Origin of the sequence: Paenarthrobacter sp. TAF1 (assembly GCF_052113825.1) — a bacterium.
Classification (GTDB): Bacteria; Actinomycetota; Actinomycetes; order Actinomycetales; family Micrococcaceae; genus Arthrobacter; species Arthrobacter nicotinovorans.
In genome coordinates, this window is sequence record NZ_JBFRDO010000003.1 from 299,836 (window position 1) to 317,645 (window position 17,810).

14 protein-coding genes and 1 pseudogene are annotated in these 17,810 nt (G+C 64.2%); 7 read left to right on the forward strand and 8 right to left on the reverse strand.

Annotated elements, in window-relative coordinates:
- Nucleotides 1-33 precede the first annotated feature (33 nt).
- Nucleotides 34-2,511, reverse strand: a complete 2,478-nt coding sequence (gene opgC / locus AB4Y81_RS05980) for an OpgC domain-containing protein (RefSeq protein ID WP_441995511.1) — start codon at nucleotides 2,509-2,511, stop codon at nucleotides 34-36.
- A gap of 206 nt (nucleotides 2,512-2,717) precedes the next feature.
- On the opposite strand from opgC, the gene AB4Y81_RS05985 reads away from it, so the two are divergent.
- Nucleotides 2,718-3,323, forward strand: coding sequence for a malonic semialdehyde reductase (locus AB4Y81_RS05985; protein ID WP_018778385.1), 606 nt, complete (start codon nucleotides 2,718-2,720; stop codon nucleotides 3,321-3,323).
- A 97-nt stretch (nucleotides 3,324-3,420) separates the two neighbouring features.
- Here the strand turns inward: AB4Y81_RS05985 and AB4Y81_RS05990 are convergent, their stop codons facing one another.
- Nucleotides 3,421-3,882: a DUF3806 domain-containing protein gene (locus AB4Y81_RS05990; protein ID WP_156369826.1), complete on the reverse strand. Its 462-nt coding sequence runs from the start codon at nucleotides 3,880-3,882 to the stop codon at nucleotides 3,421-3,423.
- Between the two features lie 23 nt (nucleotides 3,883-3,905).
- Nucleotides 3,906-5,576 (reverse strand): phosphoglucomutase (alpha-D-glucose-1,6-bisphosphate-dependent), encoded by a 1,671-nt coding sequence (pgm, locus tag AB4Y81_RS05995; protein WP_026267259.1) that lies wholly within the window; start codon nucleotides 5,574-5,576, stop codon nucleotides 3,906-3,908.
- Nucleotides 5,577-5,828: 252 nt separating this feature from the next.
- Between pgm and AB4Y81_RS06000 the strand changes: the two genes are divergently transcribed.
- Nucleotides 5,829-6,536, forward strand: coding sequence for a DUF4190 domain-containing protein (locus AB4Y81_RS06000; RefSeq protein WP_441995512.1), 708 nt, complete (start codon nucleotides 5,829-5,831; stop codon nucleotides 6,534-6,536).
- 176 nt (nucleotides 6,537-6,712) lie between these two features.
- On the opposite strand, the gene AB4Y81_RS06005 is transcribed toward AB4Y81_RS06000, so the two are convergent.
- Genes AB4Y81_RS06005 through AB4Y81_RS06015 form a run of 3 tightly spaced genes read right to left on the reverse strand, consistent with a single transcriptional unit; the run spans nucleotide 6,713 to nucleotide 10,438 of the window.
- Entirely contained in the window at nucleotides 6,713-8,212 is a 1,500-nt protein-coding gene (locus AB4Y81_RS06005) for a peptide MFS transporter (RefSeq protein WP_039239111.1), read from the reverse strand.
- A gap of 41 nt (nucleotides 8,213-8,253) precedes the next feature.
- A complete protein-coding gene (locus AB4Y81_RS06010; protein ID WP_441995513.1) occupies nucleotides 8,254-9,702 on the reverse strand; it encodes an amidase in 1,449 nt (482 codons plus the stop codon).
- On the reverse strand, nucleotides 9,695-10,438 hold the full coding sequence (locus AB4Y81_RS06015; protein ID WP_416428113.1) for a Type 1 glutamine amidotransferase-like domain-containing protein: 744 nt from the start codon (nucleotides 10,436-10,438) through the stop codon (nucleotides 9,695-9,697). Before AB4Y81_RS06015 ends, AB4Y81_RS06010 begins: the two co-directional genes overlap by 8 nt.
- A gap of 153 nt (nucleotides 10,439-10,591) precedes the next feature.
- On the opposite strand from AB4Y81_RS06015, the gene AB4Y81_RS06020 reads away from it, so the two are divergent.
- The 3 genes and pseudogenes from AB4Y81_RS06020 to AB4Y81_RS06030 all read left to right on the forward strand — a co-directional run bounded on the left by AB4Y81_RS06020 (nucleotide 10,592) and on the right by AB4Y81_RS06030 (nucleotide 12,236).
- Nucleotides 10,592-10,918 carry a rhodanese-like domain-containing protein gene (locus AB4Y81_RS06020; RefSeq protein ID WP_018778378.1) on the forward strand — a complete coding sequence of 109 codons (327 nt, stop codon included), beginning with the start codon at nucleotides 10,592-10,594 and terminating at the stop codon, nucleotides 10,916-10,918.
- A 50-nt stretch (nucleotides 10,919-10,968) separates the two neighbouring features.
- Nucleotides 10,969-11,899 (forward strand): annotated as a pseudogene (gene pheA / locus AB4Y81_RS06025) (prephenate dehydratase).
- Between the two features lie 106 nt (nucleotides 11,900-12,005).
- A complete protein-coding gene (locus AB4Y81_RS06030; protein WP_018778376.1) occupies nucleotides 12,006-12,236 on the forward strand; it encodes a hypothetical protein in 231 nt (76 codons plus the stop codon).
- On the opposite strand, the gene AB4Y81_RS06035 is transcribed toward AB4Y81_RS06030, so the two are convergent.
- Nucleotides 12,233-13,294 carry a diacylglycerol/lipid kinase family protein gene (locus AB4Y81_RS06035; RefSeq protein WP_441995514.1) on the reverse strand — a complete coding sequence of 354 codons (1,062 nt, stop codon included), beginning with the start codon at nucleotides 13,292-13,294 and terminating at the stop codon, nucleotides 12,233-12,235. The two genes, AB4Y81_RS06030 and AB4Y81_RS06035, sit on opposite strands and share 4 nt — an antisense overlap.
- Before the next feature lie 111 nt (nucleotides 13,295-13,405).
- Here AB4Y81_RS06035 and serS point away from each other — a divergent pair, with 111 nt between their 5' ends.
- On the forward strand, nucleotides 13,406-14,686 hold the full coding sequence (serS, locus tag AB4Y81_RS06040; RefSeq protein ID WP_026267258.1) for a serine--tRNA ligase: 1,281 nt from the start codon (nucleotides 13,406-13,408) through the stop codon (nucleotides 14,684-14,686).
- Here serS and AB4Y81_RS06045 read toward each other — a convergent pair whose 3' ends face one another.
- Nucleotides 14,687-15,427, reverse strand: a complete 741-nt coding sequence (locus AB4Y81_RS06045; RefSeq protein WP_189076514.1) for a class I SAM-dependent methyltransferase — start codon at nucleotides 15,425-15,427, stop codon at nucleotides 14,687-14,689.
- 186 nt (nucleotides 15,428-15,613) lie between these two features.
- Between AB4Y81_RS06045 and helR the strand changes: the two genes are divergently transcribed.
- Nucleotides 15,614-17,797 (forward strand): RNA polymerase recycling motor ATPase HelR, encoded by a 2,184-nt coding sequence (gene helR / locus AB4Y81_RS06050; RefSeq protein WP_441995515.1) that lies wholly within the window; start codon nucleotides 15,614-15,616, stop codon nucleotides 17,795-17,797.
- Nucleotides 17,798-17,810 lie beyond the last annotated feature (13 nt).

Consider the following 17,810-nt stretch of genomic DNA (forward strand, 5'->3'; position numbering starts at 1 on the left):
GCCAAAGTACCCGCCCCGCCCCGCTAAAGCTGCTTACCGTGGAACCAGCTTGAAGAGGAACTTCGTTTTCACCATGACCCACAGAATGGCGAGTAAAGCTGCGTACACGGCCGAGTTCAGCCAGAGGTTGCCGTCCCGCAGCGCCGGGATGTTGGCGATAGCCACGATGAAGAACACGTGCATGATGAACACGTACAGGGTGGCTTGGCCAAGAGGTATGAAGAACCAGCCAACAGCGCGTGAGAGCGGCTTCCAGAACGCACTCAGGAGGGCATAAAGGGCGATGGTAATGACGAGGACATTCACAACACGGCCCGGGCCCAGATAAGTGCGGCCGAAGAAGGTGTCGTAGAGGTACCTGAACGTGGTCTCCGGGATGAGGGCAAGGCGCACATCCAACTGGTTTGTCAGATAGGGTCCGCTCCACGAGAAAAGCGCGCAGGCTGCGGCCAGGAAAACGCACACGCCCAGAAGAATCCGCTGACGGGGATGGGCGAACCAGTCGATGATTCGTTGGCGGTGGAACCCCGCAGTCATGCCGAGGACGAACAGCAACTGCCACACAAGCAGGGGAAAGGAGTCCTCGAACTGCGAGGGAAGCAACCGGAACCGGAACACGGATCCACCGATGTAGAGCGCCAGACTGACCGTAAGCACCAGCCAGGTGAGTCCGCGGGACAGTGCCACCAGGATCAAAGGGCTGATCAACAACAGGATGACGTAGAGGCCCATGATGTTGAACTGCCACGGACCGACCTGCAACAACAGCAGGGCCGGAATCAGGCCTTGCGGGACCGGAAACTGCAGCAAACCTTCCATCCCGGCGTAGAGGTCATAGGTCGTTCCGGCGGCTGAATGCCCGGCTGCGCCTGTGCCTTGATCGGTGAAGGTGGTGACGGCAGCGGCGTTAATGAAGGGGAGCAGGCTCAGACCGTAGACAATCAGGACCACGGCCAGGGCGGTGAAGTAGAGCTTCCACGCCCGCTTGGTTGTCCCGTCAACCACGTCCCCCAGCTCCGTGGAGATGCGCGGCCCGTAGACCATGCCGAGCACCACCCCGGAGAGCATGACAAAGAGTTCCGCCCCGGAGACCACTCCGATGGTCTCCTGGCTCAGCAGTTGGAAAACCGAGTTGATGCCCACGTGGTTGACCACCACGAAGACGATCGCCAGTCCGCGGAGCATGTCGATCCTGGCATCCCGCCTGCCTGAACCCGTGTACGACCACTTGTTGGGGGCCGCCCGCGATGACAGAAACCAGAGTGCCGAGACGGCCACGAGGACCGTTCCGGCTGTAGCCCATGCAGCCCATCCACGGATCACACTGCCGGACTTCGTTTGCGGGATCTCAAGACCCGGAACGTCCTTCAGCCCCTTCTCGGTGACAGGACCGACCCTTAGGCCAGAGGTGTCCAAAGAGGTTCGGAACGGAGCGGCCAGCAACGGTTGGGCGGTGGCGCGCCAGTCAATGGACACCTTGCTCTGATCGCGAGCATCGGTGGTTTCGTTCCAGACCACTGCCCGGACGGACCCATTCTCGGGCTGGGCCACCGACGCGAAGACCTGGTGCCACCACGTCTGCTTGACGTCAATCTCTGCGGCGCCGCCGGCTCCTGGCGAGTAGAAAGCCCCGGTTTCGATCAGCAGCGGCTTGTTCCGGGCTTGTGCATAGGTGCCATAAAAATTGTCCGTTCCGGTGCCACCACTGGACGCGTGCAGGGAATCGTTGAACTCGTCGGCCGCAGGGAGGGTGTTCTGGGCGGAGCCTGCACCGGTGGTGTCGTGATAAATGGACAGGCCTATCCAGTCCACAACGTCATCGCCCGGGTAATAGGGGTCAAACGCGGAGTCGTCGAGGTCCCAGACGCCGTTAGCGTTGGTGTCCAGCGAGGCCAAGGGGACGCCTTTGGGTGGCGTGGACGTGGCCGTCTGGAACGGGTAGTCCTTCTCCGCTGTCGGCGACCACACCATCACGGGATCTGGCAGGCTGCTCTTGAGCGCGGCAGCAACCCGGCCAAATGCTGCCCGGTATGCTTCGGGTTCCTGGCCCCAAGCCACCCATGGGGCGTTCATTTCCGGTGCGAAGCGGACGAAGACCTTGCCCCTGAAGCCGGCAGCCGCCGTCGTGATTTGACGCGCAAAAGTGGCCGCGGCGTCGTCGCTGACGTCCCGGAGGGAAATTCCGGGACGTACGGTGAGCAGCGCGTGGGAGCCTTGGCCGGCTACCTGGGAGAAGTAACCCCTGAGGTAATCCAGGCCGCCTTCGTCCATGGGCATGGATACGTTCTGTCCGTACAGGGCAGCTGGCTCGCCGAGGCGYTGGGCGTAGTCCGCAGCTGAGTCCTTGTCCCAGTCGAGCAAAGTTCCGAAGTAGCGCTGGCCGGGATCGTCGCCGTCGGCCGGTTGCCGGTCCAAGGCCCAAGCTTGCGTGGAGGGGAGCAGGAACGCCAGAAGCAGCAGGACAAGCACTGCCAGGGCCCGTCGAGGGGCCGCCAGGGGAAAGGTAGGCATCAGGCCCCTTCTGGTGTCGTCATTCCCACAGTTGAGACGCCAACCCACAACGGGCGCCGGCTCGTAAAAACGATGCTACCCATTTTCCCGCTGTGCCCAACGTCACGGGCCGTCATGGGAAGAGGACAGCGGAAGTTGAAGTTGCAACCATGGAAAGCAGAAGTGCCCGGCCAGCCCAGGGTCAGGGCCCAGCGAAAGGTTCACAAATGACGATTGCCCACGAAGAAGCAGTCATTGACGCCGCAGCAGTCGACGCCATTTTTGCCGAAGCCCGTACCGCCAACAGCTTCTCCGGTGAGGTCACCGAGGAGCAGGCCCGCGCCATCTACGAGCTCACCAAGTTCGGCCCCACCGCCTTCAACTCCCAGCCGCTCCGCGTGACGTACGTCCGCTCCGACGAAGCCCGGGCCAAGCTGGTAGACCACCTGTCCCGCGGCAACCAGGCGAAGACCGCCTCAGCTCCGCTGGTCGCCATCCTGTCTTACGACACCGACTGGCAGGGACAGTGGGACAAGTTCCTCCCCGAGTACGGCGCCCCCAAGGCAATGTACGACGCCGATCCCGCCTTCGCTGCCTCCACCGGCAACAACAACGCCCACCTCCAGGCCGGCTACTTCATCCTGGCCGTGCGCTCCCTCGGTTTCGCCGCGGGCCCGATGACCGGCGCTGACTTCGCCGCCATCGACGCCGAGTTCTTCCCGGCCGGCGACCAGAAGAGCTTCCTCGTGGTCAACATCGGACAGCCCGGCCCGGACGCCTGGGGCGAAGCCAAGCCGAAGTTCGCTTACGACGACGTCGTCCGCACCGTCTAGTCCCGGGGCCGTCGTCCAGGACACCCATAACGCCTGATGACGCAGAAACGGATTGAGGACACCCAAATTCAGGTGTCCTCAATCCGTTTGGGTGTCGCTAGCTGTTTTGCGCGGCGTTGGTACCACCAGATGCCGCCGCAAGCGCCCCCTGAATCCCCTGGACCAGGCCAGCTGCCTGTTGCGATATCCAGGTGCCCGGTTCCTCCGAGCGGGTGGGCCAGCGTTTGCCGATGAAGTTCATCGGATGCACCACAATGTTGCCGATCTGGTGGTGCACTGTGGCTTCCGTTACGCCGTCCGGGTAGGTGCCCAGCACCCACCGAAGCCCGGGGACCTCCCTGATGAGGTGATCTCCAAGAGCTGCGCCCATGATGTTGATCATCGCGTTGGGATCGAAATCGGGCTCATCCTCGACATGGTTGACAGTCATCTGCCACAGCGCGTCGATGTACTCGACATCAGTGCGGGGCTGATCCCTGTCAGGGCCGTCCACCGCCGAACCCACTTGCTGGAATGAACGGAGAAGATCCTGGATCCACTCCTCCTCCGCTGGGGACATCTCATCGATCAGCGGCCCCGACACTACGCGATGACCCCGTCCACCAGCGCCTTGGCCTCTTCCTGGACTTGCTTTAGGTGGTCTGCGCCCTTGAACGACTCGGCATAGATCTTGTAGACGTCCTCGGTGCCGGAGGGGCGGGCCGCGAACCAGGCGTTCTCGGTGACGACCTTCAGACCACCGATCGAAGCGCCGTTGCCGGGGGCCTCGGTGAGCTTGGCAGTGATCTCTTCGCCGGCAAGGGAGGTGGCAGTGACGTCGGCAGCGGAGAGCTTGCCCAGCTTTGCCTTCTGCTCACGCGTGGCGGCTGCGTCTATGCGGGCGTAGACAGGCGCGCCGAACTGGTCGGTGAGGCCCTTGTACAACTGCGACGGCGACTTGCCCGTCACAGCGGTGATCTCCGACGCCAGCAAGGCCAGCAGGATTCCGTCCTTGTCCGTGGTCCACACGCTGCCATCAAGCTTGTTGAAGGAGGCGCCGGCCGACTCTTCGCCGCCGAAAGCACCTTCGCCGGACAGGAGGCCCGGGACGAACCACTTGAAGCCGACCGGAACTTCAACCAGCTTGCGGCCGAGTCCGGCGGCAACGCGGTCGATGATCGAGGAAGACACCAACGTCTTGCCGACTACTGAGTCCGGGTTCCAGCCGCTGCGGTTGCGGTACAGGTAGTCGATGGCGACGGCGAGGTAGTGGTTCGGGTTCATCAGCCCACCGTCGGGCGTCACGATCCCGTGGCGGTCGGCGTCGGCGTCGTTACCCGTGGCAATATCGAACGCTGAGCCCGCGCCCGAGGAGCCGGTGGAGTCGGACATCCGCTTGATCAGCGACGCCATGGCCGATGGCGATGAGCAGTCCATGCGGATCTTCTCGTCCCAGTCGAGGGTCATGAAGGCCCACTGCGGGTCCACGGTGGGGTTCACCACGGTCAGGTTGAGCTGGTGGCGCTCGCCGATCTCGCCCCAGTAGTCCACGGAAGCTCCACCCATGGGGTCGGCGCCGATGCGGACGCCGGCCTCGCGGATGGCGTCGAGGTTCAGCACCGACGGGAGGTCGTCGACGTAGCTGCTGAGGAAGTCGAACTTGCCGGTGGTGTCAGCAGCCAGGGCATCGTTGAGCGGCATGCGCTTGACGCCGCGGAGCCCGTTCTCGAGCAACTGGTTGGCGCGGTCGGCGATCCAGCCAGTGGCGTCGGTGTCGGCCGGGCCACCGTGCGGGGGGTTGTACTTGAAGCCACCGTCGCCCGGCGGGTTGTGGCTGGGGGTAACCACGATGCCATCGGCCTGGGGTGTGCCCGGCGCAGCTTCACGGTTGTACTTGAGAATCGCGTGGCTCAGGGCCGGAGTGGGTGTGTATCCGTGGCGGGCATCCACCAGAACGGTCACACCATTGGCGGCCAGCACCTCCAATGCGGAGTTCTGCGCCGGCTCGCTCAAGGCATGCGTGTCGCGGCCGATGAACAGCGGCCCGGTGATGCCCTGACGGCCACGGTACTCAACGATTGCCTGTGTGATGGCAAGGATGTGCGGCTCATTGAACGACGCCTTCAAGCTGGAACCGCGGTGCCCCGACGTTCCAAACGCCACGCGCTGCGCGGGATCGCCCAAGTCCGGAGCTACGTCGAAATACGCGTCCAGCAGGGCTGTGATGTCAACAAGGTCCTGGGGAAGGGCAACTGTGCCCGCTCGGCTAGCCATGGGGTCCAGCATGCCAGACCGAAGGCCCCGCTGACACGAAATGTCCGTGATCCGGCCCCTGTGACGCCGAATGGCGGACTTCTTCGGACGATATCTCCCGGTATCGCCCAAAGGTTCACTCCGCGTTTACCATAAGTGACCTTAGTGCCGGCCTTCCGCCAAGACAGCCGGCCGCCACAATGCGCGCTACCTTATATGCGGCCCCGGACGGCGGTAGTGTTGGGATCAAAGACCACATTCAGGGGGATTCCTATGTCAGATCAGCCATCCAAGGGTAACGAGGATAAGCCGGCCGGCTACGAGCCGCCGCAGTACGTTCCTCCGGCGCAGTTCAGCGCTCCCGAGCAGAACCCGCCGGCCCCGGGCGCTCCCGTGCCGCCGGCCCCGGGCGCTCCCGTGCCGCCGGCCCCGGGCGCTCCCGTGCCGCCGGCGTTCGAGCCGCCAGCCCAGTCGTTCGACCAGGGCAACGCCACCCAGCCGCTGCCGCCGTATGAGCAGAACGCTTACGGCCAGCAGAACGCTTACGGCCAGCAGAACGCTTACGGCCAGCCGGGCAACCAGGACGCCTACACCCCCGGTGACTACAGCCAGCAGCCTGCCTCGCCTTACGGCCAGCCGCCGAGCCCGTACCAGCAGCAGGCTTTCGGCCAGCAGCCCTACGGCCAGCCGCAGTCTCCGTATGGCCAGCCCGCCTACTACGCAACGCCCACCCAGCCCAAGGGCATGAGCATCGCCAGCATGGTGTGCGGTATCGCCGTCTACATCGGCTTCGGATTCTTCATCCTCCCGCAGATCGCTGCCGTGATCCTGGGCCACCTCGCACTTAAGCGTGAACCTGCAGGCAAGGGCATGGCGATCGCCGGTTTGGTGATGGGTTACCTCGGAATCGCGCTGACGGTGGTGTTCGGCATCATCTTCTTCGCAGCCATCGGTGCCTCCACCAACAGGTACAGCTACTAAAACAAAAACGTTCGACGCCGCCCCTTGTGTCAGGTGGGAATCCCGCCTGACGCAAGGGGCGTCGTCGTTGGTTAGCGCAGGGTACGCCACCCAAATTCGCCGGGGACAGAGAAACGGACCAGCGCTGCCCGGATGTGGGCGGCGCTGGTCCGTTTGCGTGTCGCTGGGCAAAAGTCCTAGCGAACGCCGCCCATCAACTTCTTGATTGCCGGCGATGCCGCGGCAAGTCCAACGGCCAGGACCACTGCCACGCCGCCGATGCCCAGGAAGTAGGGGAGCTCGTCGTCGGGGTTGTACAGCCCCGCGAGGATGCCTGCCAAGGTGGTCCCAAGCGAGACCGACAGGAAGAACAGTGCCACCATCTGGGTGTGGAATGCCTGCGGTGCGAGCTTGGTGCTCACGGACAGGCCGATGGGAGACAGGAACAACTCGGCCAGGGTGAACAGGAACAGGATCCCCACCAGGGCCAGCAGCGGGGTCTTGCCTTCTCCGGCCAGCGGGATGAACGCCAGGAACGCCAGGCCCATGATGAGCAGGCCCGCGGAGAACTTCAACGGTGAACTCGGTTGCTTGGAGCCAAGCTTCGTCCACAGGGCAGCCATCACACCGGCGAAGATGATGATGAAGACGGGGTTGATGGACTGGACCCATGCGGCGGGCATTTCCCAGCCGAACAGGTTACGGTCCAGCTTCTCCTGCGAGTACACGGCGATGAACGTGAACTGCTGCTGGAACAGCGCCCAGAACCCGGCCGATGCAATGAACAAGGGGATGAAGGCCACTACGCGCTTGCGCTCCAGGCCGGTCACCAACGGGCTACGGAAGATCAGGAAGAGGTAGATCACTGCGGCGCCGATCGCGGCGTAAGCCATGCTGCTGGCCAGGTTGTTGGCGTTGACCAATCCAGTGCCGAGCAGGACGGCCACCACAATCAGGATGCCCAGGAAGATCAGGCCGTACTTGGTGCGGTCCTTCGCCGGGAGCGGGTTGGGAACGCGGTGTGCTTCGTCCGGGAGGCGCTTGCGGCCCAAGGAGTAGATGACCAGGCCGATCGCCATACCCACCGCTGCAGCGCCGAAGCCGATGTGGAAGCCGTAACTCGTCTGCAGCCAACCTGTGACCAGCGGGCCAATAAGACCGCCCAGGTTGATGCCCATGTAGAAGATGGAGAAGCCGGCGTCGCGGCGCTCATCCTTCTCACCGTAAAGGGTACCTACCAGCGCCGTTGCGTTGGCTTTCAGGCCACCGGAGCCAATGCCAACCAACACCAGGCCGGCGATGAGGCCCGGAATGCCGGGCAGGAGAGCCAGAGCAATGTGCCCGGCCATGATCATGATGGCCGAACCGAAAAGGACTTTCTCGGAACCGAAGAGACGGTCGGCGAGCCAGGCGCCGAGGATCGTCGACAGGTAAACGCCGCCACCGTACGCGCCCACCAAACCAGCGGCGAGGCCCTGGTCGATGGAGAGACCGCCCTGCTCGGCGGTGAAGTACATGTAGTAGAGCAGGATTCCCTGCATGCCGTAGAAGGAGAAACGCTCCCACATTTCCACGGAGAAGAGGCTGGCCAACATCTTTGGGTGGCCGAAGAACGACGTATCGCCCGCTGGCTTTGCGGACTCAGCCGTGGTTTGGGGTGTGCTCATTTTCTTAATGCTGGCACTGACTGCGGGCATTGTCACATCGATGAATGCCCCAGGCAACCACCTTCCATATGCTAGACAGGCATTTTTGCGGCCTCCAGGGAACACGCAAGCTGCAGGAGTTTCAGTTCTGAACCTGCCGGGCCAATGAGCTGGATTCCCATGGGCAATCCGGCCGCCGTGGTGTGAACAGGGATGCTGACAGCGGGCAGTCCACACACGTTCACCATTGACGACCACGGTGCATACTGGCACTGCCGTTTGTAATCCTCATCCGCGTCGCCCGCCCACTCGCTCGGCCAGGGCTCGCCGCTGTGCCCACCGCCTGTGAACCACCCGATGGGGCGCGGCGTTTGCGCCAAGGCAGGCATCAGAATGAGATCCCATTCTGCGTACTGCGCGATGGTGTCGTGTTCGAATTGCCGAAGAAAGGCCAAGGCCTCGCTGACTTTGGAAGCGCTGCGCTGTTGTGCCCGACGACGGAAGGTTCTGGTCAGCGGGGTCAGCAGTGGCTCGCGCGGGGGTGCTATCCGGGCACTCCCGACGCCGGCAGTCCAGGCGGTGGTGAACGCCTCCGGGTAGCGGTTGTCGTATCGGATTTCCGCTTCGCCCACGCTGTGTCCGGCTTCGTCCAGCAGCTTCACGCCCAGTTCCAGGGCATCCCGCGCTTCCTGCCCGATCTCGAAGGGGTACACACCGGCCCACGGGCTGTCCAGGCTGACGCCGATCCTCAGGGGTTCCGGCGCCCGGCCGACATTGGCGAGGAAGCCGCCGTCGGGCGCTTGTTCCGGGGGAACCAGCGCGTCCATGAGCAGCGCCGCGTCCGCTGCATTCCGTGCGAGTGGCCCGGCAACCACCAACTTGGCGGCATCCCCGGCGCCCGCCCCGGCAGGAACCAGGCCCCGCCCCGGTTTCAGTCCCACGAGCCCGCAGGCGGCGGCGGGAATCCGGATGGAGCCGCCGCCGTCGGTCCCTGGTGCGAACGGGACAAGTCCCGCGGCCACCGCGGCAGCGCTGCCTCCCGACGAGCCGCCGGAGCTTCGCCCCGGAGCATGCGGATTGCGCGACGGCGGTGCGACGCGGTTTTCGCTGTAGGCCGTCAAACCGAATTCCGGCACCTGGGTCTTGCCCAGGGAAACCACACCCTGGGCTTTCAGCGTTGACGCCAGGGCTCCGTCCTCCGGCGCCGGTTTGTGGTCCAGCGCGGCGCTGCCGTGAGTAGTGGGGACGCCGGCAACATCGGTGAGGTCCTTGAAAGCCGTCGGCATGCCGTGCAGCAGCGGCAGCTCTTCCAGGGGGCCCTCCCGGACCAACCGCGCATGGAGGGTGTCGGCCGTCTTGGCATCGAGGAGTGCCTGCTCGGCCGTAACAGTGACAAAGGCGCCAAGGTGCGGGTTGCGCTGCCCGATCATGGACACGAAGTGTGCTGTTGCCTCGCGGGCGGAGAGCTTCCCGGCGGCGAGGGCGTCGCGGAGCTGGACCGCGGTTAGTCCGGAAAGATCCTGCGTCGACGGATCAGCCAAGGAAACGCGACTCCAACCGTTCCTCCACAGCCACGGCATCCACGCTCTCGCCGGCGCCCGCAGTCACGCGGAACGCGGCCTTGTTCTTGATTTCGGACACCACCTCCACAAGGTCCGTGCCCCGGTAAACCAGCCCCACGCCGTCGTCCGTGCAGTGCGTCTCGCCCAGCGTGCCGTCGGCCACGAGCTTGTGGATTGCGGGCGCCCGGCGCAGCTCGGAATCGTAGTGGACACCGTTGCCGTAAGGGAGGAAGCCCAGGGCGTCGGTGACCGGGCGCAACTCCGGCCCGAAGGAGTCCGTCACACCGCCCTGGTACCAACAAATCGATCCCGCTGAAACCCCGGCAAGGACAACCCCGTGTTCCCAGGCCTTGCGCAAAATCCGGTCCAGTCCGTGTGCACGCCAAACGGCCAGCAGGTTCACAACGGAGCCGCCATTGACCCACACCACGTCCTGTTCCAGCAGATGGGCTTCCGGATCGTCGATGTTGGGCATGGTGAAGAGATTGAGGTGGCTGAAGTCGAACCCGGCGATGCGCGCAGCCTGGTCCATCTCAGCGGCCCACCATCGTTGATCACCGGATGCCGTGCCGATGTGCGTCACCCGGGGCGCCCGGCCCGTCACGCCGGACAGTTCCACGGCGTAGTGCATCAGGTGGTTGAACTCGATCCTGGTCCGCTCACCCGGCTTGTATCCGCCGGAGGTGGCCAGAATCGTGGGTTGCCCAGCAGCCATGGGTTGCTCCTAGTAGCCGGTTGTGGGGGAGTGCTTGGTCACCAGTCTTAACGCCCAAGCCACTGCGCGCAAGCGAAGCCGTCCGCCGCGTTACGGGGTCAGGCTCCGGGGACTAGGCTGGATGCTGACCTTAATCGATGGGAAGGATCCACCATGAGCGACTTCGATACCGTGCCTGTGGGCGATATTCCGGCCGGTGCCAGCATCCTGGACGTCCGCGAAGACTACGAATGGGTGGCCGGGCACGCCGAAGGTGCACGCCATATCCCCATGGACCAGTTGCCCGCGCGCTTGGACGAACTTGATCCGGACGAGGACTTCTTCGTCATCTGCAGGACCGGTGGGCGGTCCTTCCGCGCGGTCCAGTGGCTGGTGGGCCAGGGCTACTCGGCCGTGAACGTCGCCGGCGGAATGGACATGTGGTTCGAAGCCGGCAAGCCGATGGTCTCTGACAACGGCCTCAAGCCAGTGGTGCTGTAGCCCCCACCCGGCCGTCACCAACCTCGTATATAACCAGCAAGGAATACTCAATGCCAGCAGCTACGTACACCTTTCTGGGACCTGAAGGCACGTTCACTGAGGCGGCCCTCCTGCAGGTTCCGGGTGCTGCTGACGCCACACGGATTCCCTGCACCAACGTCAATACGGCACTCGAACGGGTGCGCCAGGGCGAAGCGGACGCGGCCATGGTTCCCATCGAAAACTCGGTGGAGGGCGGGGTTACTGCCACCCTGGACGCGATTGCCACGGGACAGGAGCTGCGGATCATCCGCGAGGCCCTTGTTCCCATCACCTTCGTGCTCGTGGCGAGGCCGCGTCGGGCTTTCCGACATCAAGCGGATCTCCACGCACGGGCACGCCTGGGCGCAATGCCGGCTCTGGGTGGATACGCATTTGCCGGGGGCCGATTACGTACCGGGTTCGTCCACGGCAGCGGCGGCCATGGGGTTGCTGGACGAGGATGCGCCCTACGAAGCCGCCATCTGCGGCCCGCTGATTGCCGACGAGCAACCCGGCCTCAACGTCCTGGCACGGGACATCGGAGACAACCCGGACGCCGTGACCCGGTTCATCCTGGTGAGCCGGCCGGGGGCTTTGCCGGAACGGACCGGTGCCGACAAGACCACCGTCGTTGTTCCACTGCCCGAAGACCACCCCGGCGCCCTCATGGAAATCCTGGACCAGTTCGCCTCCCGGGGCGTGAACCTCAGCCGCATCGAATCCCGGCCCACGGGTCAGTACCTTGGCCACTATTTCTTCAGCATCGACGCCGACGGCCACGCCTCCGATTCCCGGGTGGCTGATGCCTTGGCCGGCCTTCACCGGATCAGCCCGGCAACGCGCTTCCTTGGCTCCTACGCGCGGGCCGACAAGCAGCCTGCTGTGGTTGCCCCACACACTTCAGACGCTGCCTTCGCGTCCGCGCATGCCTGGGTCGACTCGATCCTGAAGGGCCAGTAAGCCTTCTCCACAGGGCACGGCCAACGCCCTTTCCCCTTGGCAGAACTGTGCGTATGCTTGCTTGATCCACAAACGATGGATGAATGCATCAACGAAAGGAGCGGTCATGTCTGTACACCGGGATGACAAAGACGGCCAGGGCATGATCGTCAATCCGAAGCCCACAGGCGAAAACCAGGACGACTGGAATGGCGATGAAGCCGATCGGGCAGACCGGCTCCGCTTTGAAGAAGAACAAGCAATGATCAAGGAGCAGGCCGAGGCCCGCGCGGCCGCAAAAGCCGCCACTGAGGAAGCTGAAGAGAAGGCCGCCCAGCCGGACGCCGGTTCGGTCTAGACGGACTTTGCCTTCGGCACCCGCACCAGCAGGGAACCCGGGGCCACCTGAACGGTGACGGTCGTCGCTTCACCCGACGGGTCGCCGTCGAGCTGTGTGGCCATGGGTTCCTGGCTGCGGATCACCACTTTGCCGGACCGGTAGAAGCTCATCATGGGCAGGTTCCGGTTGTGCTTGAACAGGACCTTTGTGTACATGGCCAGCCACCCAAAGGCGCTGCGGGGACTCATCACCACGATGTCCAGCATGCCGTCGTCGATCATGGCCTGCGGGATGAAGTCGATGCCGCCGGGGATCAAACCACAGTTGGCAAACAGGACACTGCGGATTTTGCGTGCCTGTTCGGGCTCGTCATCCATGGTGATGGTGACGCGTTTTCGGCGGCCGGGCAGGTGCCGGACACCCGCCTCCGTGTAGGCGAGCCAGCCGACGCTTTTCTTGAGGTCTTCCTTCGTGTCTCCGACGACCTCAGCGTCCAGGCCCATGCCCGCGATGACCAGGAAAGTGTGTTCCCCTTTGGTCCCCGTGATGTCGTTCTCGATCCCCATGGTGGCGGTATCGATGTAGCGCTGGTGGCCAAACAAGGCCGTCTGGATGCACGCGGCGAGGTTCGTGACGTCCAGGTCCACGTTGCGTGCCAGCAGGTTTCCCGTGCCCAACGGGACCAGGCCCATGGCAACGTCCTTATGCGCCAGCGACTCGGCCACAACGCGTACGGTACCGTCGCCGCCGCACGCCAGAACGACGTCGGCCCCGTCCGCCAAGGCCTGGCGCGACTGGCCGTAACCGGGATCCTCCACCGTGGTTTCGAAGAATTTCGGAGCGTCCCAACCGGCGAGGTCGCAAGCATCAATGATCGCCTGGCGGGCCACTGCGGCGTTGTTCTTCACGGGGTTGAGGATCACGGCGACCTTTTGGTCTCCCGGGCCGGGCTTGTGTGCTTCCTCCCGTACCGCGCTCCTGATGTGCCTGGCTTTCAGCCTGCGCACGCCCCACCAGCTCGAGACGGCAAAAGCCACGCCCCCAGCGAGAATCACGTACAGGATCCAGTCGTTCATCGTGCTCCAACACTATCCTCATGGGCACCCCTGACTTTGCCGCGTCCGCAGAGCTGCCCGCTTTTGGCCCTGCGGACCGGAAATCCGTGGCTGATTCGATAGTCTTGTGTGGTGATCGACGTAAAAGACCTCAGCGAAAATCCGGACAAGTTCCGTGCCAGCCAGCGCGCCCGTGGCGCCGACGAGTCCGTTGTGGACGCGATCATCTCCGCTGACTCCGACCGCCGTGCTGCGCTGATCCGCCACGAGACCCTCCGCGCCGAGCAGAACGCCTTCGGCAAAAAGGTGGCCCAGGCCAAGGGCGAGGAGAAGCAGGCCCTGCTGGCCGAGGTCAAGGAACTTGCCAACTCGGTGAAGGCCGCGTCCGCAGAGGCAGCCGCTGCCCAGGCCAAGCAGGATGAGCTGCTGCGCGTCATCCCCAACCTGGTAGTGGACGGCGTTCCCGAGGGCGGCGAGGACGACTACGTTGTGGTCAAGACCGTCGGCACACCGCGTGAGTTCACCGACTTTGAGCCGAAGGACCACTTGGAAATCGGTGAACTGATCGGCGCGATCGACATGGAGCGTGGCGCCAAGGTTTCCGGCTCACGCTTCTACTTCCTCCGCGGCGTGGGCGCCCGGCTGGAAATGGCACTGCTGCAGATGGCCATGGAGCAGGCCATCGACGCCGGCTTCGTCCCCATGATCACCCCCACTTTGGTGCGTCCGGAGACCATGCAGGGCACCGGTTTCGACGTAAAGCACGACGCCGAGATCTACCGTCTCGCTGAAGACGACCTTTACCTGGTGGGAACCTCGGAGGTGGCCCTCGCCGGCTACCACGCAGACGAAATCCTGGACCTCTCAGCAGGCCCCATCCGCTATGCCGGCCAGAGCTCCTGCTACCGCCGCGAGGCCGGTTCGCACGGCAAGGACACCCGCGGCATCATCCGTGTGCACCAGTTCAACAAGGTGGAGATGTTCATCTACACCACGGTTGAAGAAGCAGCCGCCGAGCACGAGCGCCTGCTGGCCTGGGAAGAGGAGATGCTAGCCAAGTGCGAGCTTCCCTACCGCGTCATCGACACCGCTGCCGGTGATCTCGGCATGTCCGCGGCCCGGAAGTTCGACTGTGAAGCCTGGGTCCCCACGCAGAACGCCTACCGAGAGCTCACGTCCACGTCCAACTGCACCACGTTCCAGGCCCGTCGCCTGAACATCCGTGAACGCGTGGTCAACGACGAAGGCGTAGCCAAGGGAACACGTGCCGTTGCAACGCTGAACGGCACCCTGGCCACTACGCGCTGGATCGTGGCCATCCTGGAGCACCACCAGAACCCTGATGGTTCGGTCAATGTTCCCAAGGCGCTGCAGAAGTACCTTGGTGGCCTTGAGGTCCTTCCGGTTCTTTAGTCAGCTGGGCTTGCGCGCCAGGACGATCAGCTCGCCCTGGCCGCTGCCCACGCTTTCGCCGGCCCAGCCGCCGAGGATCCCTTCCACGGTGAATCCCGCTGTGCCCAGATCCCGGCGCAGTTGTTCCTCTGGGCGGAACGCAAGCATCGAGGTCCCTGTCTCACTGCTGCTTTCGTCGAGGACACGGTATTCGGTGAGGGTAACGAGTCCTTCGGGGAGCTGATCACTCTCCATCCACGTTTCCACCGCTGTGCCGTCGGGAAGCGTGTGCCGGCGCCGCGTCGCCGTCGGCGTCCAGCTTTCCCATGCGCGGGCAGCCGGGTCCCGGGAATCGAAGGCCAACCGCCCCCCGGGTATCAACGCGCGGTGAACGTCGGCAAGCGTACGGGACCATTCGCCGTCGTCGTGGATGGCCTGGGCGACGTGCGCCGTCATGATTGCGACGTCGAAAACTTCCCCCTCCGGGATCTGGGCCGATGTGCCTGCGATCCACCTGACACCATCAGCGCCAGGCTTGCCGCGGGCGGCCGCGAGGGAGTCGGGATTCGGATCGACGCCCACCATGTCATGCCCCTGGGCGGCCAATGCCAAGGTGATTCTCCCCGTCCCGCACCCCAGGTCCAGGACCCGTCGGTTTGCTTGCTCGTTCACGAAGTCGAAGAAGAAATCGTCGTCCTCTGCCCAGCGGTTTTCCAGGTCGTAGAGTGCGGAGAGCTGGGTTCCGGTCAGTCGTGAACGCATCCGGCAACCCTACCCAACGCGCAAGGGGCGGGCACGCAACCCGGGCATGAAACGGGCACAAAAAAGGAAGGGAATTATCCCTTCCATATTCAATGTATAACCCACCCGGGGGCTTGCGGCAAGGCCCCCCTGGTGCCGAACAATTGATCCCCGAACCCCATAACCAACGCAAAAGGGAGTCGTGGGATGCCTGAAAACAACCGCCTGGGAACCAGTGCCTTTGCCCTGCCCGGGCACCTTGCACGCAAAGCGGATCCGCAACTGATCGGCGCCGATGAGCGGCAGTTCGACGCCATTGCAACCAGCCTTGAGGAATCGATCGCTGAACTGTCCGCCCGGTTGGAGGTCACCCGCAAGCAGCCCGGCGGCCGTGGCCAGGCTGCCTTGGACCGCGACCAGGAGATCCACAGGCTTACTGCCCGGCTGCGGGGACTCCGCCGCTTTGGATTGGATCTGTGTCTTGGCCGCATGGTGACACCCGGTAGCCCGGAACCGGTTTACGTCGGCAGGCTGGGCCTCACCGACAGCCAGGGGAAGAGGCTCCTGATCGATTGGCGGTCACCCGCTGCCGAACCGTTCTTCGGAGCAACACACGCCAACCCGATGGGCCTGGTGAGCCGGCGCCGGTACCGCTGGACCCGTGCCAGAGTGACCGACTACTGGGACGAAGTTTTCACCGCTGACGGCATGGAAGGAAATGCCGCGCTTGATGACCAGTCCGCCTTTATCGCGAGCCTTGGGAGCAGCCGCTCGCCGCGCATGCGGGATGTCCTGGGGACTATCCAATCCGACCAGGACCGGATCATCCGTGCCGGCTCGCGTGGGGCGCTGGTGGTCGACGGCGGTCCTGGTACCGGTAAGACGGTGGTTGCCCTGCACCGCACGGCCTACCTTCTGTACTCCGATCCCCGGCTCAGCCACCGCAACAACCACGGAAGAAGCGACGTACTGTTCGTCGGACCGCATCAGCGCTATTTGGCGTACGTGGCCGATGTCCTCCCAAGCCTGGGGGAGGAGGGCGTGCAAACGTGCACGTTGCGGGACCTTGTCCCCGAAGGTGCCGGCGCCGGCGTCGAACGCGATGCTGAGGCGGCCCGGCTCAAATCTTCCGTGGAGATGATCAAAGCAATTGAACGCGGTGTGAGGTTTTACGAAGAGCCGCCAACCGAGGGCATGGAAGTGGAGACCCCCTATGCCGACATTTGGCTGGGCAGCGACGATTGGGCGGAGGCTTTTGACGCGGCCGAGCCCGGTACGCCGCACAATGAAGCCCGGGACGATGTCTGGGATGCTTTGCTTGAGATCCTGGCGGACAAGCTGGGCGAGCACGATGTGCCGGAGGCCATGCGTCGCAGGGCTTTGAGTCAGAGTCCGGAGCTGCAGTCGGCCTTTAACCGGGCGTGGCCACTGCTTGATTACGCGGCGTTGGTAGCCGATTTGTGGCGCGTGCCGGCCTACCTCCGGTTGTGCGCTCCGCACCTGCAGCCCGGGGAGCGGGAGATGCTTCATCGCGAAAACCCGGAGGCGTGGACTACGGCCGACCTCCCGTTGCTGGATTCGGCGCGGTTGCGCCTCGGCGACCCGGAGGCATCCACGCGACGCCGGCGGCAGGCGGCGGCCCTGGCGGCGGAGCGCGAACTCATGGACCGGGTGGTGGACGACCTCATTGCCGCCGATGATTCCGAGAACCTGGAAATGTACATGCTGCGCGGCGACGACATGAGGGAGAAGCTGGCAGGCCAGGACGCTGTGGAAATACCCGATCCGGATGTCCTCACCGGACCTTTCGCGCACATCGTGGTGGACGAGGCCCAGGAGCTGACGGACGCAGAGTGGCGGATGCTGCTGCAGCGCTGCCCGTCCCGTAGCTTCACAGTGGTGGGGGACCGCGCCCAGGCCCGGCACGGGTTTACGGAATCGTGGGAGGAACGCCTTCACCGGGTGGGCATGGAAAATGTTGCCCTGGCCGGCCTCAGCATCAACTACCGCACTCCCGAAGAAGTCATGGTGGAGGCCGAACCCGTCATCCGTGCCGCCCTCCCGGACGCGAACGCACCCACCTCGGTCCGCAGCAGCGGGATCCCGGTGGTCCATGGCGTGAGAGAGGACCTGGAGACGATAGTGGATGCGTGGCTCGATGCGAACAGTGAGGGCACCGCCTGCGTCATCAGCCAGCCGGTCCTGGGCGAAAACCCGCAGTGGGAGCGGGTCAGCCGGCTCACCCCGGAGGTGTCCAAGGGCCTTGAATTCGACCTCGTGGTCCTCATCGACCCGGACGATTTCGGTGCCGGGATCGAAGGCGCCGTGGACCGGTACGTGGCGATGACCCGGGCAACGCAGCAACTCGCCATCCTCCGGAGCGCACTGTGATGACACTGTTCAC

Coding starts and splice junctions, on each gene's coding strand:
- AB4Y81_RS05985 (WP_018778385.1), top strand. CDS start 2,718: ATGACGATTGCCCACGAAGAAGCAGTCATTGACGCCGCAGCAGTCGAC.
- AB4Y81_RS05990 (WP_156369826.1), bottom strand. CDS start 3,882: ATGTCCCCAGCGGAGGAGGAGTGGATCCAGGATCTTCTCCGTTCATTC.
- pgm (WP_026267259.1), bottom strand. CDS start 5,576: ATGGCTAGCCGAGCGGGCACAGTTGCCCTTCCCCAGGACCTTGTTGAC.
- AB4Y81_RS06000 (WP_441995512.1), top strand. CDS start 5,829: ATGTCAGATCAGCCATCCAAGGGTAACGAGGATAAGCCGGCCGGCTAC.
- AB4Y81_RS06005 (WP_039239111.1), bottom strand. CDS start 8,212: ATGCCCGCAGTCAGTGCCAGCATTAAGAAAATGAGCACACCCCAAACC.
- AB4Y81_RS06015 (WP_416428113.1), bottom strand. CDS start 10,438: ATGGCTGCTGGGCAACCCACGATTCTGGCCACCTCCGGCGGATACAAG.
- AB4Y81_RS06020 (WP_018778378.1), top strand. CDS start 10,592: ATGAGCGACTTCGATACCGTGCCTGTGGGCGATATTCCGGCCGGTGCC.
- AB4Y81_RS06030 (WP_018778376.1), top strand. CDS start 12,006: ATGTCTGTACACCGGGATGACAAAGACGGCCAGGGCATGATCGTCAAT.
- AB4Y81_RS06035 (WP_441995514.1), bottom strand. CDS start 13,294: ATGAACGACTGGATCCTGTACGTGATTCTCGCTGGGGGCGTGGCTTTT.
- AB4Y81_RS06045 (WP_189076514.1), bottom strand. CDS start 15,427: ATGCGTTCACGACTGACCGGAACCCAGCTCTCCGCACTCTACGACCTG.
- helR (WP_441995515.1), top strand. CDS start 15,614: ATGCCTGAAAACAACCGCCTGGGAACCAGTGCCTTTGCCCTGCCCGGG.